The sequence below is a fragment of the Microbacterium sp. CJ77 genome, from assembly GCF_002911615.1.
Lineage (GTDB): Bacteria > Actinomycetota > Actinomycetes > Actinomycetales > Microbacteriaceae > Microbacterium.
This window is the reverse complement of sequence record NZ_PQBR01000024.1, coordinates 1-21,686: the sequence shown is the minus strand read 5'-3', so window position 1 is coordinate 21,686 and position 21,686 is coordinate 1. Positions and strand designations below refer to the sequence as shown.

The window sequence follows — 21,686 nt, the reverse complement described above, 5'->3', positions numbered from 1 at the left end:
CGTCGTGTTGCTCGGCGAGGACGGCGCCGACGAGCCGGATGATCGCGTCGCGGTTCGGGAAGATGCCCACGACGTCGGTGCGGCGGCGGATCTCCCGGTTGAGGCGTTCGTTCGGATTGTTGGACCAGATCTGCCGCCAGATGCTCTTCGGGAACGCGGTGAACGCGAGGATCTCCTCACGTGCGGCCTCGAGGTGCTCGAACGACCTGGGGAGCTTGTGCTCGAGCGCGTCCAGGACGCGGTCGAACTGGGCGTGCACGGACTCCGCGTCGGGCTGGTCGAAAACCGTGCCCAGCAGGGTCTTCACCCATGGCCACGAGGACTTTGGGGTCACGCTCATCAGGTTCGCCGCGTAGTGGGTTCTGCACCTCTGCCAGGACCCGCCGACGGTCGCGCCGATCGCTGCGACCAGACCTGCGTGTGCGTCGGACGTGACGAGCTTCACGCCGGTCAGGCCTCTCGCGACGAGGTCGCGCCAGAACGTCAGCCAGCCGGCGCCGTCTTCGGTCGAGTTGACTTGCAGACCGAGGATCTCGCGGTAGCCGTCGGCGTTCACGCCGGTCGCGACCAGCACCGCGACCTTCACGACCCGGCCGCCCTCGCGGACCTTCATGGTGAGCGCGTCGGCGGCGACGAACGAGTACGGGCCGGCGTCCAACGGCCGGGTGCGGAACGCGGTCACCTGCTCGTCAAGGTCGCGCGCCATCTCCGACACCTGCGACTTCGACAGCCCGGTGATCCCGAGGGTCTTCACCAGGTCATCCATCCGACGGGTGGACACGCCGAGGAGGTAGCTGGTCGCGACCACGGTGGTCAGTGCGGCCTCCGCGCGGCGGCGGCGTTCCAGCAGCCACTCCGGGAAGTAGGTGCCCTGCCGGAGCTTGGGGATCTTCACGTCGATGGTCCCGGCGCGGGTGTCGAAGTCGCGGTGGCGGTAACCGTTGCGACGGTTCACCCTGTCGTCGCTGATCGTGCCGTAAGCGGCGCCGCAGATCTGGTCCGCGTCCGCGGATAGCAGCTGGTTGATGAACGTGCCGAGCATCTCCCGCAGCAGATCGGGAGACGCCTGCGCGAGGTGGTCTTCGAGGAAGCGGGCAGGGTCGATATCGTGGGGTGAGACGGTCATCGTCGGGGTCCTTTCGAGATGGATGTGAAGAGTTCTCTCGAAGGATCACGCGGTGACCGTCGCTACGTCCGCAGCGACACGGTCACCCGATCCGTACACCACCTTGCCGGACGCCACCGATGCCGATTCGATGCCGATAGCCGATTCGATGAGAGGTAGCACTGGGCTCTTCCTTCCCAACCGGTCGAAGGTCTCGCTCACTTCGTCGGCTGACTCTGTCTTCGCGAGGACGACACCCTTCAGACCTTTGCAGCCACGTAGAGCATCGATGTCTCGCTGCCATTCCTCAGACGAACGCTCATTGATCCTGATCCAAGCGGAACTCTCCCTGAGCCAGTCCACGACATCGTCCCGTGCGGCGGCCTTATGCCGAGGGTCCACACCATCTTCGAGGTCCAGGACGATCTGGTCAGGCTGTGATTGAGCCGCGGCATCGAAGTCGCGTCCCCATGCCGACAGAAGCAGCCAAGATCGCGCTACCTGCGGGGAAACGGATGTGATCATGGCGGGCTCCCCGTCCTACTGTTCGTACCTAGACGCGAGGTCGACCGAACCGTTGGGCGAACCTGCTCCTCGCCGCACTTGCGCACCTTCACAGACGACTAGGCCATTTGGCCATCACCGCGCCGGCGAGTGCCTCGCGGACGGTGTTCTGCAGGTCGTGCCACGAGGCGATGAACTTGTCGACGCCTTCGTCTTCGAGCACCTGGGTGACGTCGGCGAAGTCGATGCCGACTGCTGCGAGGTCGGCGAAGACCTTGTGCGCGGCTTCGTAGGTGCCCGAGATCGTGTCACCCGCCACGACGCCGTGGTCGAAGGTCGCCTCGAGCGTCTTCTCGGGCATCGTGTTGACCGTGCCGGGGGCGACGAGCTCGGTGACGTAGAGCGTGTCGGGGAGGGCCGGGTCCTTGACCCCGGTCGATGCCCACAGCGGCCGCTGCAGTGTTCCTCCGGCGTCGAGGAGGGCGACGGCGCGGGGCTCGGCGAACTTCTGCTCGTACAGCTCGTACGCGAGGCGCGCGTTCGCGACGCCCGCGAGCGACTTGAGGCCGGCCGCCTCGTCGGTGCCGATCGCGGCGAGGCGCTTGTCGACCTCGGTATCGACGCGCGAGACGAAGAACGACGCGACGGAGTGGATCTTCGAGATGTCGTGCCCGTTCGCCTGCGCGAGTTCGAGGCCCGCGAGGTACGCGTCGATGACCTCGGCGTACCGGTCGAGGCTGAAGATCAGGGTCACGTTGACCGAGATGCCCTCGCCGATCACCTGGGTGATTGCGGGCAGGCCGGCCTTGGTCGCGGGGATCTTGATGAGCACGTTCGCACGGTCGACGGTGGCCGACAGCTCCTTGGCCTGCGCGATGGTCGCGTCGGTGTCGTGGGCGAGGTCGGGGGAGACCTCGATCGACACGCGCCCGTCGACGCCGTTCGAGGTTTCGAACACGGGAGTGAAGATGTCGGCCGCGTCGCGGACGTCGTCGGTCGTCGCGGCGAAGATCGTCTCGTCGACGGAGGCTCCGGATGCCGCGAGCTCCGCGATCTGCGCCGTGTAGGCCTCGGCGCCGCCGCCGACCGCGGCCTGGAAGATGCTCGGGTTCGTCGTGACGCCCACGACGTTGCGGGTGGCGATCAGCTCGGCGAGGTTGCCGGAGGTGATGCGCGAGCGCGAGAGGTCGTCGAGCCAGATGCTGACGCCCGCCGCGGACAGCTGCTCAGTGCGGGAGCTCATGCTGATTCGGGGACGAATGCGTACTTGGTGTCGAGATACTCGAAGATCCCCTCTCCTCCCCCTTCTCGCCCCATTCCAGAGTGCTTGGTGCCACCGAACGGGGCGGCTGCATTCGAAATCGCCCCCGCGTTCACGCCGAGCATCCCGGAGTCCACCGCAGCCATGACCCGATGCGCCCGCGAAAGGTCCGTGGTGTAGACGTACGCAGCCAGGCCGTAGGGTGTGCCGTTGGCCAACTCAATGGCCTCCTGCTCAGTCTCGAACTTCGTCACAGCCACCACTGGCCCAAAGATCTCCTCGGTGTACAGACGCGAAGTCACAGGAACATCTGTGATCAACGCCGGGCTGAAGTAGCTGCCTCCTCGCTCGTCGACTCCGCCGACGAGCTCATAGGCGCCGAGTTCGATGGCGTCGTCAATGAGCGCACGAATTCGGCGTGAGGCACTCTCGTTGATCAGCGGGCCGATGTCGATGCCTTCGTCAGATCCAGGCCCGACGCGAAGCTCGCGGACTCGCTCCGCCAACTTCTCAACGAACTCGTCGTGAACGGCCGCGTGCACCAGGAACCGGTTTGCGGCGGTGCAGGCTTGTCCGACATTGCGGAACTTCGCGACCATCGCGCCGTCGACGGCGGCGTCGATGTCCGCATCGTCGAAGACGAGGAACGGCGCGTTGCCGCCGAGTTCCATCGAAGTACGAAGGACGTTGTTGGCAGCCTGTCGGAGCAGAGTCTGTCCAACTTCCGTAGAACCGGTGAAGCTCACCTTTCTCAACCGTGGATCGTCCATGAGTGCCTTCGAAATATCAGACGAGCGGGAGGAAGTCACCACGTTGATGACACCCGCTGGAAGTCCCGCTCTCTCGAAGAGGCCGACGAGGTACAGCGTCGTCAACGGAGTGAGCGCCGCTGGTTTGATGACCACCGTGCATCCAGCTGCCAGGGCTGGCGCCAGCTTGCGCGTTGCCATCGCGAGTGGAAAGTTCCACGGGGTGATCAGATAGCAGGGCCCGACAGGTCGGTGGGAAATGATCATCGAGCCGGTGCCTTCCGGCGTTGCGCCCGTTCGACCGCCTACGCGCGGGCCCTCCTCCGCGAACCATCGCAGGAACTCGGCGCCGTAGTTGACCTCCGCGGCAGATTCCTTCAGTGGTTTCCCCATTTCGAGCGTGATGAGTCGCGCGATCTCGTCGGCGTTCTCCTTGACCAGATCGAAGGTGCGGGAGAGTACATCTGACCTCGCGCGTGCGCTCAAGGCTGCCCACGTGGCTCCAGCGTCGACGGCGGCATCGAGTGCGGACAGTGCGTCCTCTGGCGTCGCGTCCGCCACCTCCGTGAGGATCTCGCAGGTTGCGGGGTCTCGCACGGGAAAAGTTGCACCGCCGGTCGCTGACCGCCACTCTCCCGCGATGAACAGGCCAGACTCAACGTTTGTCAGGATCGTCATGCCACAACCTGCTCAACGGTCCCGGTGCCCGCAACGGGGCTGTTGAGCCACGCCCGCACCTGTTCGGCCACTCGCGACGGAGACAGGCCGTACTTTTCGAGAAGGAAGTCGTTGGGCCCAGACTCGGACCAACTGTCTGCCAGTCCCATTCGCGTGACTCGCGGCGCGTTGGGCAGTTCGCTGAGGACCTCGCTGACGAGCCCTCCCAGGCCACCGATGACGCTGTGCTCCTCGACGGTGATGACGATGCGGGAACCCTCGAGCGCGGCGATCAGGGATCCGACGTCCAGCGGCTTGATAGTTGGAACGTGGATGACTCTCGTGTGAATCCCTGCCTGGCTCAGAAGCTCGGCAGCCTCAAGAACGCGGGAGCTCTGCACGCCTGTTGAGACGAGGGAGATGACTCCCCCGGTACGGAGCTGGACCACGCTTCCAAGTTTGAACTCGTAGCTGTCGTCGAGCACTGGACGGACCGCGTCTCGAGCGATTCGCATGTACACCGGCCCATTGTGTTCGGCGGCCCATCGTGTAGCTGCCTCCGCTTCGAATTCATCGACGGGCGCGAGCACGGTCATGTTGGGCATCGCTCGCATGATGGCCAGATCTTCAATGTCCTGATGAGTCTTGCCGCTGCTGCCATTGAGCAAGCCGCTGTACGCGCCGGCAATGCGTACGGGCGCCTCGGTCTGCGATACAAGCATCCGAATCGGGTCAAGCGCGCGATGCGTCATGAAGACGCCGAAGGTCGAAAGCCAGGGACGATAGCCCGCCGTCGACAGCCCGAACGCGATTCCAACCATGTTCTGTTCGGCAATCCCGACTTCGATGAATCGGTCCGGGAAGGCTTCGGCGAACTTGTCCGCCTTTGTGGAGTTGGCGAGGTCGCCATCGACGACGACGATGGTCGGATCGTGATGTCCGATGTCGACGATCGTGTCGCCCCAGACATCTCTCTGTGCCTTCATCGGTTTGTCTCCTCGATCTGAAGTTCGTTCCGCGCAATCTGCAACTGCTCGTCTGTTGCGACGCCGTTGTGCCACTTGTATGTGCCCTGAGTGAATGAAAGGCCATGACCTTTCACAGTTCGGGCAAGGATGACGGTCGGCCGCGAGGTTCTGACCACGTTGTCCGAGGCGGCCGAATAGGCCTCGAGAATCGATGAGAAGTCGTGTCCATCCGCATCCAGCACGTTCCATCCGAATCCCTCGAAGACCCCGCGCAGGTTCACATGAGCCCAGGGGTCGCTCCGATCAAATCGGTCGCGCGAGGCATCTGCCGGCCAGCCGAACTGTTGAAGGCCGTTGAGGTCCACGATCGCAATCAGGTTGCTCAGCTCGTAGCGGCTGGCGGAGTTGACTGCCTCCCACACCATTCCCTCTTGAAGCTCACCATCCCCCAGAACCACCCAAGTGCGGTGGTCGGACTGCTGCTTGCGCGCAGCGAGAGCGATCCCGACCGCGGCCGATAGGCCTTGACCGAGCGACCCAGTCGACACGTCGATTCCCGGGGTGAGCTTCATGTCCGGGTGCCCTTGAAGCCTCGAGTTGCCGCGGTCGAAGGTGGCCAACTCGTCCACCGGGAAGTAGCCACGCAAGGCCAGAACGCCGTAGAGCCCGATGGCTGAGTGACCCTTCGAGAGCACAAAGCGATCGCGCGCGGGATCCAGTGGGTTCGCGGGGTCGATGCGCAACTCGGCGAAGTAGAGGGCCACGAGCAGATCGGTCATCGACATCGGCCCACCGATGTGGCCGGCCTTGCTCTGGGCCACCGTGTTGACGATGTGCCATCGGACCAATTGAGAGAGCCGCGCTAGCTCTTCGAGATCCGGGCTGTGGGGCAGTGCGACGCTTACGTCAGCTGCAGCATCCTTGCTCATGCGTCGATCCTATCATTTTCGGACAGTTGGTCCATATTTTGTCGCCAATAAAGATGACTGATGCCCTTGACGGGGGCTTCGGCCCACCGAACGGCCTTCTAGTTCAGTTGATGATCCTGGCTTTCCTCAACGCAGTGAGGTGCTCGATGAAGCTGTCGTGCGTGTCAATGCACTCTCCAAACCCGGCTTGGCGAATCTTGATGGTGCTCTGGATCATGCTGAAATCCGTCTGCCACCAACCTTCGATAAACGGCCAGGAAACGAAGTCAGCAAACCCCACGCTCCGAAGCCCGTCACGGACTACCAGTTCGTCCCACTCGTCGTCGCGGTTGGCCATGTGAGCCTCTAGGGAGAGCGGCTGCGGTACGTCATACGGCATGGCGAAGAACTCAGCGATAGCGGGCCACAGTTGCGACCATCTGAAGAGGTCACCATTCGTGACGTTGAAGATCTGCCCTCGCGCGCTTGTGCTGTCAAACGCCCACTCGACGGCCTTGGCCAGGATTCGAGCATCCGTCGCCTGGTGCAGCGCGTCCCACGCCCCCGGGCTTCCCGGAAAGCGGAGAGGGACCCGTTCCTGCTTGCTGAGCATCGCGAAAGCAGCCACCCCGGCAAGGATGTTCATCGGTGAACGGGGCGCGAATCCGATCACGCCGTCGGGTCGCAGAACAGTCCAGGACGATCCTCTCCGGGATGACCAATCCCAGATTGCGTCCTCTTGAGGGTTGTACAAGATCGGTCCGAGAAGCCGCGGATCTGATTCGCGAGCAGGAGTTCGGTACGGTCCGAGATGCTCACCGTATGACTTGCCACCACCGATGAGCACGATCTGCTCGACGGACGCGCGATCTCGGTCGAGCGCCTCCAGCAAGTTCTTGACCATCGCGGCATTCAGAGCCGTGGTCTCACGATGCGAGGAACCTTCGACATACGCCGCGTAGACCACATGGCGGATGTCCCCCAGGGCACCCTTCTCCACACCATTGGCTATTGAGAGATCTCCTCGGATGTTGTGCTCTGGTGCGGCGGCATTGGCCCTACATCCAGTTCTTGAGAGCCCAATGACCTGCCGACCCGCAGCCTCGAGGTAACGCGCAATCGCGCCACCGGTCACGCCACTCGCGCCGACGACGAGGCACCCGTGCCCGGTCACGTGGGGGCACTTTCACCCGGCGCCTGAGCCGTCCGCGATGTGGGCAGTCCGAGTGGTACCGCTGAGTTTGCTCGAACACCGAGACGCCGACGAATGCTCGCCAGAGTCTGGGGCGACGCGCTGATCTGAGGTGCACGGACAGACCGAACCCCCGGCACCGCCTCCACATAGGTCTGGACCAGTCCGGCGTAGGTAACCGCCATCGCAGGGCAACGCTCGCACGCGCCGTAGAACTCGATCGTCACGTTTCCTTCGTCGTCCACCACAGCCGTCATATCTCCCGCGTGGCCGCGGAGGCGCGGACGGACAAACTGGAGGGCACGCTGAAGCTCGTCTGGGTCGACGGCCACGATCAAGCCCCGCTCTGATACTCGGGCGGGATGTCATAGCCAAGACCCCGCGCGAAGCTCAGCCCGAAGACCTTCTCCTTGATCTCTCGCGTGAGCTCGGGATAGCCATATCGCTCCTGGAGTTCTTCCGGCATCTCCAAGTTCGCCCACATGTCGATGTACGACTGGATATCGGGCCAGATGAAGCCCTCCGACCCATACGCGAGGCGATCAGGACCGACGAACAAGAGTGCCTGACCGATGCGGTGGAGCATCGGGTAGGGCTGGAGGAAGTACTGGTTGAACCACAGCGGCAGCAGCAGATGCATGTTCTGGAACCGACCGGCGATTGAGATCATCTCGTCCACGTAGGGATCGCCCATGTGATGGATCCCGAAGTTGAGATCCGGAAAGTCGTAGGCCGCCATCTGGAGGTCGTTCGGCATGAATGCCTCTACCGGATGCATACCGAGGGGATACCCCTTGTGGAACTGCACCATTTTGATACCGAGTTCGAGCGCCTTCTCATACAAGGGATAGGCAACCTCGCGGTCGTCTGCCCGCCAATAGTGATCGCGGTCCTGGTACGTGTAGAACTTGAAGCTGATTGCGCCCATCTCGTGAACTTGGCGCTCCATCTCATGCAGAGCGAAGTCAAGTCCCTGCCAACTCGGGTCGACGCCCCCAGTGAACAGAAGACGCTTCGGATTCTTGCGCGTCAGGTCGTAACACAACTGTGCGGGGCCGAGCGAGTCCTTCCAAGGCCCGAACAGCGGCACGGTCTGCACCATCGCGATGTCCGTGTCAGAGCGCTTGAACAGCTGATCGTTGGCCCAGTCGGGGTCGACCGGGTCGTAGAAGTCCGCCTTAGGCGCTGGGCCACCCTTGCTGGCCATCAGCTCATTGAATCCGGCCTGATTGACGCGATGAGCTACGACGTTCTTTCCGTCCGTACCAGGGGCGATCTGACGATCCGTGAAGTCCTGAGTGTGCACCGCACAGTCGAACACGAACATTCCGTCTTTCATCTGTATCTCCTTAGACCTTCCAGTTACTGAACAAAGTCGCCGTTGGGTTGACCGTTCCAAGCGGTGACGCCGCCGTCAACAGGCACAATGGCACCCGTGATGAACGAGGCGCCGGGCGATGCGAGGAACACGGCAGCGTCTGCGATCTCTACGGCGTCTGCGATTCTCCCGAGCGGGATGAATTTGCCGAATGCCTGCTCGAGACCGGGCAGTGCTTCGAGGTTCCTCACCAGGAGCGGTGTGCGCACGGGACCGGGAGCTATGGCGTTTACGCGCACACCCGCTTTGCCGTAGTCGATCGCCATGCTGCGGGTGAAGTTGACAATGGCGCCTTTCGCGGCGTTATAGGCGGCGTAGTTGAAGTCAGCACCGAGCCCGGACACCGACGCGGTGTTGATGATGGCTCCGCCAGCGGTCTCGAGGTGCGGCAGCGCTGCCCGTGAGACGTAGAAGACGCCGTCCACATCTACGGACATCACCTTCCGCCACAGATCATCTGTGGTCTCGGTCACCGATCCGACTGGGGCGATGCCGGCGTTGTTGACCAGTACGTCCAGCCGACCGAGCTTGCTCACTATGGCGGTGATGTACGCGTCTGCGGACTGAGGATCAGAAACGTCGATCGAAAACGGGACGAGCCGACGACTGAGATCGGAGCCCAGCTCCTGCTCCAGGCGAGCGAAGAGCTCAATCTGCAGGTCTCCCGCCGCCACCGTTGCGCCCGCCTCCAGGAAGCGTCGGGCGATAGCCGCACCGATGCCAGATGCAGCGCCGGTGACGGCGACAACTTTGCCTGCGAAGAGATCAAGTGCCCACATTCCTAGCTGCCCTTTCGTCAGTGCGCGGTGGATCGGCCGCGGGATCGGATCATCGAGATGAGGCGACCGTCGCTCAGCACCGCGAGGATGATGACCGCACCGATGACGACCGGCTGCAGATGTGGGGACACGTTCAGCAGCGTGAGCCCGTTGTTGAGGACACCGATGATGAGAAGTCCAACGAACGTTCCCCACATCGACCCGATACCACCGGCGAGGCTCGCCCCACCGATGACAACCGCGGCGATCACGCTGAGCAAGTCGCTGGAGTTGCCAGCACCAGGCTGTGCCGCGTTCAGACGGGCGCCCACCACAAGGCCTGCCACAGCGGCAAGCAACCCGGCGATCGCGTAGACGCGCAGCTGCATCCGCTTGACTCGAATGCCCGACAGGCGGGCGACCTCTTCGTTGCTGCCGATGGCGTAAAGCGAGCGACCCGCGGGACGGTAGCGCAGCCACAATCCAGCGACGATGAATACAGCGAGCATGAGGTAAACCTGCAGCGAGATCCCCGCCAGGCGGAACTGCGACAGCCCCTGGAACCAGTCAGGCAGTCCAAGAATGGGGGTGCCGTTGGTGAGGTAGAGCGACAAACCGGTCGCGGCGAACATCGTGGCGAGGGTCGCAATGAAGGGCTGGATGTCTCCGTAGGCGATGAGTATGCCGTTGAGAAGGCCGATGCCGGCACCGACGGCGAGACCAACGATGATGGAGAGCCAGAACGGCCAACCGAGGTTCTGATAGGTCACAGCAACGACCATGAAGCTGAACCCGAGCACGGCTGCGACGGACAGGTCGATCCCGCCAAGGATGATGACCAGGGTCGCACCGGCCGCCATGATGCCGATGTAGGACACCTGAACCATGATGTTCACCAGGTTGTTCGGGGTCAGGAACACCGGCGACAAGAACGACATCGCAACGATGAGCAGGATCAGTCCGATGAGCGGTCCCGAGAGGACCTTCAGGCGATTCCTCACCTGCGCGACGCGAATCGCGGAGGTACTCGGCGTGGTGCCGGTATTTGCTCTGGTGGCCGTGTCGTCGGTGACTGGGGTAGACATGAGAACTCCTAAGGAATGTTGGCGAGGCGAGTCAGGACACTGACAACTGCATGACGCGCTCAGGGGTTGCTTCTTCGCGGGACAGGACGGCTCGCTGGCGTCCGCCTGCCACGACCATCACGCGGTGGGAGAGCATGAGGACTTCCTCTAGCTCGGAAGAGACGACGATGACCGCTACGCCCTGGGAGGCGAGGTCGCGAATGATCTCGTAGATCGCTTCCTTGGCGCCGACATCCACTCCTCGGGTCGGCTCGTCCAGAATGAGCACCTTCGGGGTGCGGACCAGCCACTTAGCGAGAAGCACTTTCTGCTGGTTCCCACCAGACAGCAACCCGACCGGCTTGTCGAGATTGCCTCGGATGTCGAGCTCCTTCGTCATCCGCTTCTTGAGCCGATTCAGGAAACGGATGGTGACGAATCCCCGCGGGACGAGCCGGGACTCCCAGGGCAGCGCCATGTTTTCAGCGCTGGTTCGGTTGAGGTTCAACCCCTGCGTCTTCCGGTCTTCGGGGACCATGTAGATACCCGCGGACACGGCATCAGACACCGATCGGATCTTCACGACGCGACCATTCACCGCGACCGTGCCCGAGAAGAAGCGGTCCGCGCCCGCAAGTGACCGCACGATCTCTGTCCGGCCGGCACCGACGAGACCCGACATCCCGAAGATCTCTCCGCGACGGAGTTCGAAGGTGATGTTGTCGAAGCGGTCGGAGCACAGTCCTTCCACGGCAGCTACTACTTCCTCATCGTGAGGTGGGGGTGCGACGTCCCGCTGTGAAAGCTCCCGGCCGACCATTGCTCGGATCATGCCATTGCGGTCGATTTCCTTCGCCGGCCATTCACCGACTTTTCGACCGTCGCGCAAGCAGAACACGCGGTCGGCGATGGCGGAGATCTCATCCAAGCGGTGACTGATGTAGACCACGCCAGTACCGCGCGACCGCAGCACCTCGATCTGCTCGAGAACACGCTTGGTCTCGTTCTGGCCAAGCGAGGCGGAAGGCTCGTCGAAGATCACAAAAGAGGGACGCCGCAAGATGGCTCGGGCGATCTCGATCTCTTGCTGTGTGGCGGTCGAAAGACCGGCGACCGGTCGACGCGGGTCTAGAGTCACACCGAGGTCCTTGAGCACGGCTCGTGCTTCGGTGACCATCTGCCGCGTCGCGACACGGCCGCCCCGCGTGGGCAGGCGTCCGAGGAACATGTTCTCGGCGACGGAGAGTTCAGGGATCATTTTGATCTCCTGATGGATGATCGCCACCCCGGAGTTCAACGCCTCGAGCGGACCGGTTGGCGCGTACGGCTGTCCATCGATCGTCATCGACCCTGCATCGGGTCGCTTGATCCCCGCGATGATGGAGCTGAGCGTCGACTTCCCGGCGCCGTTCTCACCGATCAGCCCGACGACCGACCCCGCCTCAATCGAAAAATCGATTCCATGCAGGACAGTGGTGTCGCCGTAACGCTTGGTGATGCCGGTTGCGGTGAGAACTCGCTTGTTCGTCGTTTCGCTCATGACCTTCTACTCCTCTGGCTTGCCGGCTCCAGCAACAGATCCGGAGCCGGCAAGCCATTCATGGATGGGTGGGATATCAGCCCTGCGAGCCGAAGTACTTCGCGGCTCGTGCTTCCTCGAGGTTGTCCTTCGTGACCAGAATCGACTCCTGGATCTGGTCCTTCTGAATGTCCGCCTCTTCACCGTTCATCGCTTTGATGGCATTCTGCACGGCGAGCTGACCCTCGAGATACGGCTGCTGGCTGATCGTCGCGGAGATCGCGCCCTTCTCGATGGCGTCGTACACGGCGGGGAACCCGTCGATCGTGACGACACTCAGGCCGCTGCGACCGGCAGTCTCCGCGGCGCTAGCAACACCCAGAGCCATGTCATCGTTCTGAGCGAAGACACCCTGCAGATCTTCGTTCGCGGTGAGGACGTTGGCGAAAACGCTGACGGCCTTGTTCTGATCCCAGTCGGCGCTAGTGGTGCTGACCACGTTGATGTCGGGGTTCGCGTCGAGCGACGTCTGGCAGCCCTCAGCGCGCTGCATCTGGGTGGACGAGGCCGGGATGCCCTCAACGATCGCGATGTTGCCAGAACCATCGAGCAGCTCCGCGAGATAGTCACACGCCTGCTCGGCCATGGCGACGTTGTCGCTGCCGATGAAGGTCACGTAGTCCCCGCCGGCGGGAAGCTGGTCCACGGCGATCACCGGAATGCTGGCGTCGTTCGCCTGGCTGACCGACGCTCCGCCGGACGCGGAGTCCAGCTGGATGAAGATGAGCGATCCGACACCCTGGCTGACGAGGTTCTGGACCTGGTTGACCTGAGTGGAGCTATTGCCCTGCGCGTTCAGGATTACCAGCTCATAGCCCTGCTTCTCCGCCTCGTCTTCCATGCCTTCCTGAACGGCGGCATAGAACTGGTTGACGAACGACATCGACACGCCGATCTTCTTCTTGGTGCCATCGCCGGAGCCGCTGTCTCCGCCGTCGCCTCCGCTGGAGCAACCTGCGAGAGCGAGAACTGCTGCTGTGGCGAGCGCGCCGATAGCAATGGCGATCGGGCGTCGCCTGTTGTATCCAAATCGAATCGACATCGACTCTCTACCTTCCTTGGTAAGGGACCTCACCCATCGGGTGAGCTTTGTAGGGCGCAGAGCGCCCTAGTTATAGGAGCGTGTACCCGCCATCGACCACGAGGTCCACGCCTGTGCAGTAGGACGCTGCATTCGAGAGGAGGAAGACCGCTGGCCCCACCATCTCCTCCGGTTCAGCGAAACGACCCGTCGGGATCTTCTCGCTGATTTCCTCGCGCATTGATGCGACTTCGGCGCGAGCGTTCATGGGGGTCAAGGTGAACCCGGGCGAGAGCGCGTTCACGCGAATCGAGTGCGCGGCCCATTCGGTGGCGAGCGAACGCGTGAGGTGCGCCACGGCGGCTTTCGAGCTGTTGTAGTGCGCCTGGAGCATCTCGCGGTGCGAGACGATGCCGCTGATCGATGCGAGGTTGAGGATTGACCCTCCACCGGATGCCATCATTGCGCGGGCCTCAGCCTGGCAACTCCTGAAGAGCCCAATCACATTGATCCTGTAGAGACGCTCGAACTGCTCCGCGCTGAGTTCCAATGCAGGCGTGGCCTGAGCAATGCCCGCGGCATTCACCGCCAGTGAGAGGGGCCCGAGCGCATGCACGGTCTTCTCGACCGCGGAAGTCATGCCGTCTTCGTCGGTGACGTCGGCGGCAATCGCGAGCGAGCCAACGCCCATCTCAGCCACGCGCGCGGCAGTCTCAGCGGCTCCTTCTGCAGCGAAGTCCACGATCCCGACGTTCGCGCCACGTTGGGCTAGACCCAGCGCGATCGCCTTACCGATGCCAGAGCCACCGCCCGTGACCACGGCGGTCTGGCCGGCCAACGTGAAGAGGTCAGCCGTGATGGGGCTCGGCTTCACTGCCTTACTGGCCATCTTCGTTCGCTTCCTTGCGGGTGACGCCATGTCGCTGTTTCCAGGACCTCAACGCGTCAGGTGGTTGATTACCTCGGAAATATAACTCAGAAGCTGAGCTTCTGTCTACTAAATCGGACAGACTGTTCATAAATTGGGTTTTTCTGGTCCCAGGGCGCTAGACGGCAAGTCCCCCCATCTGTAGAGTTTGTCCAGGAAATGGAAGGACGACGGTGTCGCCAACGACTTTGGATGCTGACGGCGCAGGCATGAGCGCGGTCTCAAAGGCCACCCGAGTCCTCGAGCGACTCGCGTCTCGCGGCGAGCTCACGGCATCGGATCTGGCTTCGCAGCTGAACGAGCCGATCACGACCGTCTACCGCATGCTCAACAACCTTGAATCGATTGGTTGGATAGAGCGAAGCGGCCGTAAAGGCGCCCCCGCCCGACTTGGCGTTGATCTGATTGCCATCGGACAGGCGATCGCCTCGACACTGGACTTGCGGGCGGTAGCGAGGTCGTCGCTCGCCCGTCTCGCTGATGCCACTTCGGAGACCGCATATCTTTGCGTCCCAGACGGACAACGAGCAGTGTGCATCGAACGAGTCGACGGTAAGTACATCCGAACAGCCGAGCTGGCGATCGGCGGGTCCTTGCCACTTCATCTCGGAGCCGGTCCTCGTGCGATCTTGGCGTTCTCTTCGGACGAGTTCCGGCGGGCGTACTTGAGAGCGCTCCGCGGATCACAGTCGAATCCGATAACCGAGCCCGATGCCGCACGTTTGGAGTCTGAGTTGAGTCGGATACGCGAGACTGGCCTCGCCGAATCAGATGGTGATATTACTGCCGGGGTCGTGAGCGTAGCGGCACCCGTGCGAGACCATCGCGGAGTTGTCACAGCCTCGGTCACCTTGAGTGCTCTCAAGGTTCAGGAGAACTTCTCCGCCGCGGAAGCGTTCGGGGAGCTCGTCCGGCGCGAAGCCATGGACGTGTCATCGTCTCTTGGGTACCGCGATGCCTAAGCCGGACAAGCCGAGTCGAGTACTTACCTCGCTCAAATCAGCGGTTGAGGTCCTTGCGCGGTCCGGGCCCATGACGCCACCTGAACTGGCCAAAGAGATCGGCATTCCGCGCCCCAGCGCGTATCGGCTGCTGGCGGCACTTGTCCAGGACGGACTCGGGACTCAACTGCCTGATGGCACGACTTCCCTCAGTACCAAGTGGCTGTTGTTCGGCGACCGTGCACTCGCTACGGCAGCACCCTGGTTCCATCGAGATGATCTTCTCCGTGAGCTGCGCGACCTCACCCACCTGACGGTGTTTCTCAGTGTCCCGCGCGAGCACCGAACTGTATGCATTCGGAGGCTGCACGGCCAGGGTGTCCAGGTTCTGGTTCTCGAACCCGGCGGCAGTCTGCCGCTTCATCTTGGAGGCGTCGGACGAATCACACTCGCCTTCGGCCCAGAAGATCCTGGGGCGTACCTCGATGCGCACCACCCCGAGCGTCTGACCAGCAACTCGCTCGAGAGTAAGAACGCGATTCTCGCTGACGTCACGTTGAGCCGCGAGCGTGGCTACTGCGTCTCCGACGAAGACGTGACGGTCGGGGTGGGTGCCGTTGCTGCACCAGTCCTTGATCCGTCGGGGGGGTTCCTCGCGGCGCTATCGGTGGCAGGCCGGCGAGCAGACGTCATCGGACGAGAGGCGCAGCTCGTCGAGGCGCTGCAGGATGTCGCCTCTCAGATCGGGGAATCTGCGGCTACGGAGTGATGGCGTCGACGTAGCCACCATCGACTCTGATCGCGCCGCCTGTCGTCGCGGACGCAAGGTCAGAGCTGAGGTAGACGATCATGTTCGCGACCTCTTGCGGGCGAATCACCCGCTGAATGAGCGACAGCGGGCGATGCTCTCTCATGAACGCTGCCTGGGCTTCGCCCCACGGCAGCTCGTCCCCCACAAGGCCGGCCGCGAAAGTGCGCAGCCCTTCCGACTCTGAAGGACCGACAATCACCGAGTTCACGGTGACCGACGACCCAGCGGTTGCCTTCGCAAAGCCCCTAGCCACGGCGAGGAGAGCGGTCTTGGAGGCGGAGTAGTGCACCATGTCCTTGGGAACCGACACAGCAGCGTCACTCGCGATGAAGAGGATTCGTCCCCACCCACGCTCCAGCATTCCAGGCAGCGCCACCTGGGTCATTCGAACTCCCGTGAGGACGTTCGTGTCGAAGTGATCAGCCCAGACCTGGTCCGAGGTCGAGAGAGCGTCTCCGACCTGATAGACGCCAACATTGTTGACCAGAATGTCGATGTTCGGGAACTGTCGTTCGACAGCTCGGGCAGCATCGATGGAGACAAGGTCCGCGACGACACCGTCGAACTCGGCGTTGGGGACTAACTCGCGGAGCTTCTCCAACGCACTCTCGACCGAGTCGACACTTCGCCCGTTGACTCCGACGCAGGCCCCCGCTTCCGCGAGGCGCGCGGCCATAGCGAAGCCCAGCCCCCGAGTCGAGCCAGTGACAAGCGCGCGTCGCCCTCGCAGATCCAGCGAGATCATCGCTCAGCCCTTAGCGGTGACGTGATCGTGCGGATCGCCCTTGCTTGCCCACACCCGTCGATACGATCCACGCACCAGGTCCTCCAGCAGGCTCGGGCCGACCGGCGCCCATCCGAGGTCAGTTCGAGCGCTCGTCGAGTCAACCCGACTGTTGCTGGCCAACGCCACGTCGACCCATCGCTCACCGAGTTCGGCGCGCGCCTCATCGATGTGTACGCCCTCGGCTTCACCCAGTCCGAGCACCTCGGCAATCCCCTCAGCAATCGAACGCATTTCGCATTCGCCCGAAGCAATGTTGTAGACGCTCCCAGGTGCAGCCTTCTCGAGCGCAAGAAGGTAGAACTCAGCAAGGTCATACAGGTAGACATTGCTCCAGCGGTTCTCGCCCGACCCCGCGTAGATAGACCGGCCGGTCCGCAGGGCGTATCGCAAGAGGAGCGGCAGCTGTTCTGACGCTCCATCGCCGTAAACCATCGCCGGGCGAATGACAATCGTCCGGATGCCCTGATCCCTCGCGCCGAGCACGAGCTCGTCAGACTGGTAGCGCGCGGAGACGACCGGGGCGGGAGTGAAACGGTCGGTTTCGCGGTAGACGACTTCAGAGCGCACGCCGCCACCCAAGTCGGTGTACACGCCCGTTCCGCTGGTGCGAATGAAGGGACGCTCGCTGCCGGCGAGCGCGGACAGGAACGCCGCCGTCGATGGGGCGTGATCGGCGGTCGCGGTGTCAATCACACCGTCGTACGACTCCAGATCGAGGGAAGCCACGTCGTCCAGTCCACCCAGGACCGGTGTGATTCCCAACGCAGAGAGTGACTTCGCGCCACTCTCGGATCGAACGAGGCTCGAGACTCTGTGTCCGGCCCGCAAGAGGCGCTGCCCGATGGCCTGCCCGAGGTACCCTGACCCACCCGTGATGAACAGATGCTGACTCACTTTGAGTTCTCCTTAGTAGCTCGCTCCGTTGAAGAAGCTGTCGGTGGCGTCAGTTGCTCGTTCGCAACGACCTCAACTTCGAGGGACTCAAACGCCGCGATCAATGTCTGGACGTGGTGGGAGTCGTCGTGCTCGCGCACGGCATTCTCATCTGCGAACACTTCGACGAGTATGCGCTCGTTATCCGCGGCGCCCGCGTAGATGCCCCAATGCACGAGCCCTACCTCAGCCGCGAAAGCGCTCTGCGCATCCTCAAGGACGGCATCCAAGGCTCGCGAGGCTTGGGGATCAACCCGCAGCCTGACAACTTTGGCGACTGACATGACTCTCCACTCTGCGGGTCGTGTTGCTACGGTTCGCACCGAAAAGCTCCGGTGCCGCGTCCCGAGTGATCAATGTACACTAGTTTCGGACAGTTCGTCCATTTTTCGGTTGGAGCGCTGATGCTTAGACTTGGGATACTCACCAGTGGAGGCGACTGCCCTGGGCTGAACGCGGTTATCAGGAGCGCTCATATCCGGTTGTCCCGCGAGCACCGAGGGCAACTTGTCGGTTTCCGTAACGGCTGGCGTGGTGTCGTCGAAAACGACGTCATACCGGTCTCGGAGGACAGCACCAGAGGCATTGCCGGGCTAGGTGGCACGATCCTCGGAACGTCGCGGACGAATCCGCTCGATGCAGACCCCACCGGCTCCAGGGTCAAACGCGCAATTTCCGACAATTCTCTGGACGGGATTATCGCGATCGGAGGCGAGGGGTCACTCTCGGCCGCGCACGCGCTTGTCCGTACGGGCGTCAATGTTGTCGGCGTTCCGAAGACGATTGACAACGACCTCAATGGGACGGATTACAGCTTTGGCTTCGACACGGCCGTTCAGATCGCGACTGACGCGATGGATCGTCTTCTCACGACTGGGGCATCTCATGCTCGCTGCATGGTCGTCGAGGTGATGGGTCGCGATTCTGGGTGGATCGCGCTGCATTCAGGAATCGCAACGGGAGCTCACGCCGTCCTGATTCCGGAACAGCCGGCGTCCATCGAGCAAGTGATCGGGTGGGTCGAGTCGGCGCGTGAGCGACACCAACCTCCCCTGGTGGTAGTCGCCGAAGGTTTTCCACTCGGCGATGTCGGGGTGGTTGCCGAACGAGGCCACGAGCCCTCCGGACGCCCGCGACTCGGCGGCGTCGGTGAGTTGCTGGCGAGGTTGATCGAGGGTCGGACGGGCATTGAGACGCGAGCCACCACGCTCGGACACATTCAACGCGGTGGGACGCCGACTGCCTACGATCGAGTGCTCGCGGCGAGGTTCGGCGCGGCAGCTGTCGACGCCGCAGCACGTGGCGAATGGGGGCGGATGGTGTCTCTGCGCGGAGAGACCATCGTGACAGCCGACCTCGCGGAGGCAATCGGCTCAGTGAAGAGCATCACCAGCCAGCGTTACCGACGAGCTGCCGTCTGTTTCGGTTAGTCGAACGGGTCCTGACGGACCACATGGTTTAGTCGGTCGACCTTCTATGGGCGGCGACGAGATTCGCGACAACCGCGGCCGCATCCGGACGCGGGCTCGCTCCGCGGCTCCACACGGCGCTAAGCCGTCTGCGGAGATCAACGTCCGATACCCGCAACGCGACGAGCTCACGTGCGGCAACCTCATCGGCGATCGCGAGCGATGAGACCACCGCGACGGCGCCCCCGTAGCGAACGGCGGTGAGAATGGCCGCGGTAGAGCCAAAGCTCGGCAGAGTCGTCGGAAGGCTGATCTTCGCGCGGGCGAAGGCGGCCTCCATCACTTCTCTAGTGCCTGACCCGCGCTCGCGAAGAACCAAACCGCTCTGAGCGAGTTCGCTGCCTCTCACTTCCGCCCAAGATCGCCATGGGTGTGATTGAGAAACGACTGCCACCAGCTCATCTTCGCCGACAAGCGCACTATCGAGACCGTGCGCGATCCGATTGCCCTCCACGAAACCGATGTCTGCTCGCCCGTCGTGAAGCCAATTCATCACTTCTGACGAATTCCCAACACAGAGCGTGGCGGCCGCCGGAGGTATAACGCCGGCAATCCGACGATCCGCGAGCCACCTAGGAACCAGGTGCTCAGCGATGGTCAGGCTTGCGGCGATGCGCAGCGGCGTTTTGGTGAGACTTGGCAAGCACGAGATTCGCTGCGCAAGCTCGCGCGCTGATTCGACGAGCGGAGTCGCCGCGGTCGCGATCGCTTCGCCCGCGGACGTGAGCGTGCTGCCCCGGGCTGAACGCAGAATGATGGACACGCCGAGTGCGTCCTCGAGCCTCGACAAGTTCATGGAGACGGTCGGCTGACTCACTCCGAGGTCGCGCGCGACCGCGCTAATGGATCCAAGTCTTTGAAGGGCTACGAGTTGCCGCAACACTGCGAGGGTCACCCGAGCATCCAGCTCGACCGCGTCGGGTAGTGCGTTTGGATTCTCACCTCCCATAGATACAGTCTATATGCGCGCCAGCCGTTTGACCCTTCTGTCATGTGATGTCACCGGTCAGTCTGATCGCATGACTACTTCGGTGTCCCAGCGGACTGTGCCCCTGTTCGTCGCAATCGCGATACTTTCAATAGCCGCGGCGACGATGTTCGCCACGGCGCTCACTCCGGGGGTTTCGCCGCTGCTAATCGCGATCTGCCTCGGGGTGCTGGTCGGGAATGCCCGCGTTGTTCCAGCCGCTGCGAGCAGGCCGATCTCGGAGGCGTCGAGGAAGTTTCTGCGCATCGGGATCGTGCTTCTTGGGTTTAAGTTGTCGCTTACGAGTCTGATGGTGATCGGATGGGGAGGAATCTTCGTTCTCGTCCTGACAGTCGCAGGCACGTTTCTGGGAACTCTCGCCATCGGGCGCCTGCTCCGAGTGTCACGTGTGACACGGATGCTGATTGCGACGGGATTCTCCATCTGCGGCGCTTCGGCGGTTGCCGCCATGAGCGGCGTGGTTGATAGGGAGGGAAAGCACGAGGAAGAGACCGCGCAAGCGGTTGCTCTCGTCACCATCTTCGGCACTGTGGCCATGTTCGCGATTCCTGCCCTGTCCCGAGCACTTGGGCTCAGCGATCTTCAAGCGGGGCTATGGATCGGTGCGAGCGTCCACGAGGTCGCACAAGTCGTCGCGGCGGGGGGCTTCGTTTCATCGGTGGCACTTGCACTCGCGACGATAGCCAAACTGGGCCGAGTCGTGATGCTTGCCCCCCTCATCGCGATCGTCAGTGCAACAAGTGGACGACGCTTCGGGACAGCGACCGCCGTCGGTAGACCTCCGGTGCTGCCGCTGTTCGTCGCTGGATTTCTCGCGGCAGTTCTTCTCAGGACGTTCGTTCCGTTTCCGGCCGAGGTCCTCGCCGTGCTGGAGTTTGGCGCGAATCTCCTTCTTACTGCCGCGATGCTCGGCCTAGGCTTTGCAGTCAACGTTCGGAAGCTCTTCGCCACCGGAGGGCGAGCGCTGGCGCTCGGGGCGATGTCCACATTGCTAGCCGCTTTAGTCGCACTCGGAGCGATCTTCGCTCTAAGCATCCGCTGACGATCACTGGCTGACGCCAACTAGCGACCGCGGTTTCGGCCGCCACTGCTCCGCTCGAGCGGCGCCGCTCGATCGGAGGGGTGGGCTGTAGCCGATAAGACACAGCTCACTCGTCGATTGTGTTGGCGACGGTTGAAAACGAGGCCATAGCGACGCGGTCGTCGACAGATTGCAGGGCGCGGCTTTGAGTAGTCCGGACGTGATCTCACCCACCCCAGGACGTCCTGAGCCTTTCCACGAATGAGGCACCCCAGAGTCTGGCCCGTTGACCGTCAGTCTTTGCATGTTGCTCGCGCGAATCTGGCTACCGCGCCCGCCCCCTCGGCCTGGCCCGAGGGGCTGATCAGTTTGGAGCTTCGATTGGCCGGCGCGACCGACGTCGCCGCCTGTCGCCACGCGGCAGTCAGGCTTACGCGATTCGCCATCACCCGTTCTCGCGAGGGACAGCCTCAGCATCTCCCCTAGCTGGCTTCACCCAAGACATAGAGAAGCACCCGGTCGCCACACACGCGCCGGCGCCGTTAATGGTCGCCCACCGGCGAGACTCCTCGCGTGTTTGTTCGAGCGACACGCCGCCGGGCCATGACTCGCTGACGGAGTCCCTGCCGCAGAGCGCCCAAGCGACCGACTAGATGTACCCGGC

General features: G+C 62.9%; 22 protein-coding genes. 4 read left to right on the top strand and 18 right to left on the bottom strand.

From position 1 onward, the window contains the following. The 14 genes from C2868_RS14745 to C2868_RS14680 all read right to left on the bottom strand — a co-directional run. Positions 1-1,126, bottom strand: a 1,126-nt coding sequence (locus tag C2868_RS14745) for an IS256 family transposase (RefSeq protein ID WP_103663154.1), incomplete at its 3' end; no start/stop codon positions are given. A 45-nt stretch (positions 1,127-1,171) separates the two neighbouring features. Then, positions 1,172-1,630, bottom strand: coding sequence for an aldolase/citrate lyase family protein (locus tag C2868_RS14740; RefSeq protein WP_103663530.1), 459 nt, complete (start codon positions 1,628-1,630; stop codon positions 1,172-1,174). A gap of 88 nt (positions 1,631-1,718) precedes the next feature. Further along, the gene (gene tal, locus C2868_RS14735; protein ID WP_100809665.1) at positions 1,719-2,852 is read right to left on the bottom strand and encodes a transaldolase; all 1,134 of its coding nucleotides are present in this window, start codon (positions 2,850-2,852) and stop codon (positions 1,719-1,721) included. Then, on the bottom strand, positions 2,849-4,297 hold the full coding sequence (locus tag C2868_RS14730; protein ID WP_100809664.1) for an NAD-dependent succinate-semialdehyde dehydrogenase: 1,449 nt from the start codon (positions 4,295-4,297) through the stop codon (positions 2,849-2,851). The genes tal and C2868_RS14730 overlap by 4 nt, the downstream gene beginning before the upstream one ends. Then, positions 4,294-5,262: a transketolase family protein gene (locus tag C2868_RS14725; RefSeq protein WP_100809663.1), complete on the bottom strand. Its 969-nt coding sequence runs from the start codon at positions 5,260-5,262 to the stop codon at positions 4,294-4,296. The genes C2868_RS14730 and C2868_RS14725 overlap by 4 nt, the downstream gene beginning before the upstream one ends. Continuing rightward, positions 5,259-6,173: a transketolase gene (locus C2868_RS14720; RefSeq protein ID WP_100809662.1), complete on the bottom strand. Its 915-nt coding sequence runs from the start codon at positions 6,171-6,173 to the stop codon at positions 5,259-5,261. The genes C2868_RS14725 and C2868_RS14720 overlap by 4 nt, the downstream gene beginning before the upstream one ends. Positions 6,174-6,276: 103 nt before the next feature. Beyond that, positions 6,277-7,326 (bottom strand): SDR family oxidoreductase, encoded by a 1,050-nt coding sequence (locus C2868_RS14715; RefSeq protein ID WP_100809661.1) that lies wholly within the window; start codon positions 7,324-7,326, stop codon positions 6,277-6,279. Further along, positions 7,323-7,676: a NifU family protein gene (locus C2868_RS17855; RefSeq protein WP_157813848.1), complete on the bottom strand. Its 354-nt coding sequence runs from the start codon at positions 7,674-7,676 to the stop codon at positions 7,323-7,325. The genes C2868_RS14715 and C2868_RS17855 overlap by 4 nt, the downstream gene beginning before the upstream one ends. Positions 7,677-7,678: 2 nt before the next feature. Then, the gene (locus tag C2868_RS14705; RefSeq protein WP_100809659.1) at positions 7,679-8,683 is read right to left on the bottom strand and encodes an amidohydrolase family protein; all 1,005 of its coding nucleotides are present in this window, start codon (positions 8,681-8,683) and stop codon (positions 7,679-7,681) included. A 23-nt stretch (positions 8,684-8,706) separates the two neighbouring features. Then, a complete protein-coding gene (locus C2868_RS14700; RefSeq protein ID WP_100809658.1) occupies positions 8,707-9,501 on the bottom strand; it encodes an SDR family NAD(P)-dependent oxidoreductase in 795 nt (264 codons plus the stop codon). Positions 9,502-9,518: 17 nt separating this feature from the next. After that, positions 9,519-10,565, bottom strand: coding sequence for an ABC transporter permease (locus C2868_RS14695; protein ID WP_100809657.1), 1,047 nt, complete (start codon positions 10,563-10,565; stop codon positions 9,519-9,521). 31 nt (positions 10,566-10,596) lie between these two features. Next, the gene (locus C2868_RS14690) at positions 10,597-12,084 is read right to left on the bottom strand and encodes a sugar ABC transporter ATP-binding protein (protein ID WP_100809656.1); all 1,488 of its coding nucleotides are present in this window, start codon (positions 12,082-12,084) and stop codon (positions 10,597-10,599) included. Between the two features lie 76 nt (positions 12,085-12,160). Then, positions 12,161-13,165 (bottom strand): sugar ABC transporter substrate-binding protein, encoded by a 1,005-nt coding sequence (locus tag C2868_RS14685; protein WP_232711083.1) that lies wholly within the window; start codon positions 13,163-13,165, stop codon positions 12,161-12,163. A gap of 70 nt (positions 13,166-13,235) precedes the next feature. Beyond that, positions 13,236-14,018 carry a glucose 1-dehydrogenase gene (locus tag C2868_RS14680; protein WP_232711082.1) on the bottom strand — a complete coding sequence of 261 codons (783 nt, stop codon included), beginning with the start codon at positions 14,016-14,018 and terminating at the stop codon, positions 13,236-13,238. Between the two features lie 263 nt (positions 14,019-14,281). Here C2868_RS14680 and C2868_RS14675 point away from each other — a divergent pair, with 263 nt between their 5' ends. Further along, the gene (locus tag C2868_RS14675) at positions 14,282-15,034 is read left to right on the top strand and encodes an IclR family transcriptional regulator (RefSeq protein WP_100809654.1); all 753 of its coding nucleotides are present in this window, start codon (positions 14,282-14,284) and stop codon (positions 15,032-15,034) included. Beyond that, positions 15,027-15,782 carry an IclR family transcriptional regulator gene (locus C2868_RS14670; protein WP_100809653.1) on the top strand — a complete coding sequence of 252 codons (756 nt, stop codon included), beginning with the start codon at positions 15,027-15,029 and terminating at the stop codon, positions 15,780-15,782. The genes C2868_RS14675 and C2868_RS14670 overlap by 8 nt, the downstream gene beginning before the upstream one ends. Here C2868_RS14670 and C2868_RS14665 read toward each other — a convergent pair. The 3 genes from C2868_RS14665 to C2868_RS17850 are packed head-to-tail and all read right to left on the bottom strand — an operon-like array spanning position 15,772 to position 17,828. Further along, complete coding sequence (locus C2868_RS14665; protein WP_308455402.1) at positions 15,772-16,569, bottom strand: SDR family oxidoreductase; 798 nt, start codon at positions 16,567-16,569, stop codon at positions 15,772-15,774. The genes C2868_RS14670 and C2868_RS14665 overlap by 11 nt on opposite strands. Positions 16,570-16,572: 3 nt before the next feature. Further along, positions 16,573-17,505, bottom strand: coding sequence for an NAD-dependent epimerase/dehydratase family protein (locus C2868_RS14660; protein WP_100809652.1), 933 nt, complete (start codon positions 17,503-17,505; stop codon positions 16,573-16,575). Further along, entirely contained in the window at positions 17,502-17,828 is a 327-nt protein-coding gene (locus C2868_RS17850; RefSeq protein WP_100809651.1) for an antibiotic biosynthesis monooxygenase, read from the bottom strand. The genes C2868_RS14660 and C2868_RS17850 overlap by 4 nt, the downstream gene beginning before the upstream one ends. Before the next feature lie 120 nt (positions 17,829-17,948). Here C2868_RS17850 and C2868_RS14650 point away from each other — a divergent pair, with 120 nt between their 5' ends. Next, positions 17,949-18,974, top strand: coding sequence for an ATP-dependent 6-phosphofructokinase (locus C2868_RS14650; RefSeq protein WP_100809745.1), 1,026 nt, complete (start codon positions 17,949-17,951; stop codon positions 18,972-18,974). Positions 18,975-19,002: 28 nt separating this feature from the next. Here C2868_RS14650 and C2868_RS14645 read toward each other — a convergent pair whose 3' ends face one another. Beyond that, complete coding sequence (locus C2868_RS14645; protein WP_100809650.1) at positions 19,003-19,962, bottom strand: LysR family transcriptional regulator; 960 nt, start codon at positions 19,960-19,962, stop codon at positions 19,003-19,005. A 70-nt stretch (positions 19,963-20,032) separates the two neighbouring features. Between C2868_RS14645 and C2868_RS14640 the strand changes: the two genes are divergently transcribed. Next, complete coding sequence (locus tag C2868_RS14640) at positions 20,033-21,043, top strand: YeiH family protein (protein ID WP_157813847.1); 1,011 nt, start codon at positions 20,033-20,035, stop codon at positions 21,041-21,043. The last annotated feature ends 643 nt before the right edge of the window (positions 21,044-21,686 follow it).

Excerpts from the sequence above, each read along its gene's own strand:
- C2868_RS14740 (WP_103663530.1), bottom strand. The coding sequence starts at position 1,630 with ATGATCACATCCGTTTCCCCGCAGGTAGCGCGATCTTGGCTGCTTCTG.
- tal (WP_100809665.1), bottom strand. The coding sequence starts at position 2,852 with ATGAGCTCCCGCACTGAGCAGCTGTCCGCGGCGGGCGTCAGCATCTGG.
- C2868_RS14730 (WP_100809664.1), bottom strand. The coding sequence starts at position 4,297 with ATGACGATCCTGACAAACGTTGAGTCTGGCCTGTTCATCGCGGGAGAG.
- C2868_RS14725 (WP_100809663.1), bottom strand. The coding sequence starts at position 5,262 with ATGAAGGCACAGAGAGATGTCTGGGGCGACACGATCGTCGACATCGGA.
- C2868_RS14720 (WP_100809662.1), bottom strand. The coding sequence starts at position 6,173 with ATGAGCAAGGATGCTGCAGCTGACGTAAGCGTCGCACTGCCCCACAGC.
- C2868_RS14705 (WP_100809659.1), bottom strand. The coding sequence starts at position 8,683 with ATGAAAGACGGAATGTTCGTGTTCGACTGTGCGGTGCACACTCAGGAC.
- C2868_RS14700 (WP_100809658.1), bottom strand. The coding sequence starts at position 9,501 with ATGTGGGCACTTGATCTCTTCGCAGGCAAAGTTGTCGCCGTCACCGGC.
- C2868_RS14695 (WP_100809657.1), bottom strand. The coding sequence starts at position 10,565 with ATGTCTACCCCAGTCACCGACGACACGGCCACCAGAGCAAATACCGGC.
- C2868_RS14690 (WP_100809656.1), bottom strand. The coding sequence starts at position 12,084 with ATGAGCGAAACGACGAACAAGCGAGTTCTCACCGCAACCGGCATCACC.
- C2868_RS14685 (WP_232711083.1), bottom strand. The coding sequence starts at position 13,165 with ATGTCGATTCGATTTGGATACAACAGGCGACGCCCGATCGCCATTGCT.
- C2868_RS14675 (WP_100809654.1), top strand. The coding sequence starts at position 14,282 with ATGAGCGCGGTCTCAAAGGCCACCCGAGTCCTCGAGCGACTCGCGTCT.
- C2868_RS14670 (WP_100809653.1), top strand. The coding sequence starts at position 15,027 with ATGCCTAAGCCGGACAAGCCGAGTCGAGTACTTACCTCGCTCAAATCA.
- C2868_RS14665 (WP_308455402.1), bottom strand. The coding sequence starts at position 16,569 with ATGATCTCGCTGGATCTGCGAGGGCGACGCGCGCTTGTCACTGGCTCG.
- C2868_RS17850 (WP_100809651.1), bottom strand. The coding sequence starts at position 17,828 with ATGTCAGTCGCCAAAGTTGTCAGGCTGCGGGTTGATCCCCAAGCCTCG.
- C2868_RS14650 (WP_100809745.1), top strand. The coding sequence starts at position 17,949 with ATGCTTAGACTTGGGATACTCACCAGTGGAGGCGACTGCCCTGGGCTG.
- C2868_RS14645 (WP_100809650.1), bottom strand. The coding sequence starts at position 19,962 with ATGGGAGGTGAGAATCCAAACGCACTACCCGACGCGGTCGAGCTGGAT.
- C2868_RS14640 (WP_157813847.1), top strand. The coding sequence starts at position 20,033 with ATGACTACTTCGGTGTCCCAGCGGACTGTGCCCCTGTTCGTCGCAATC.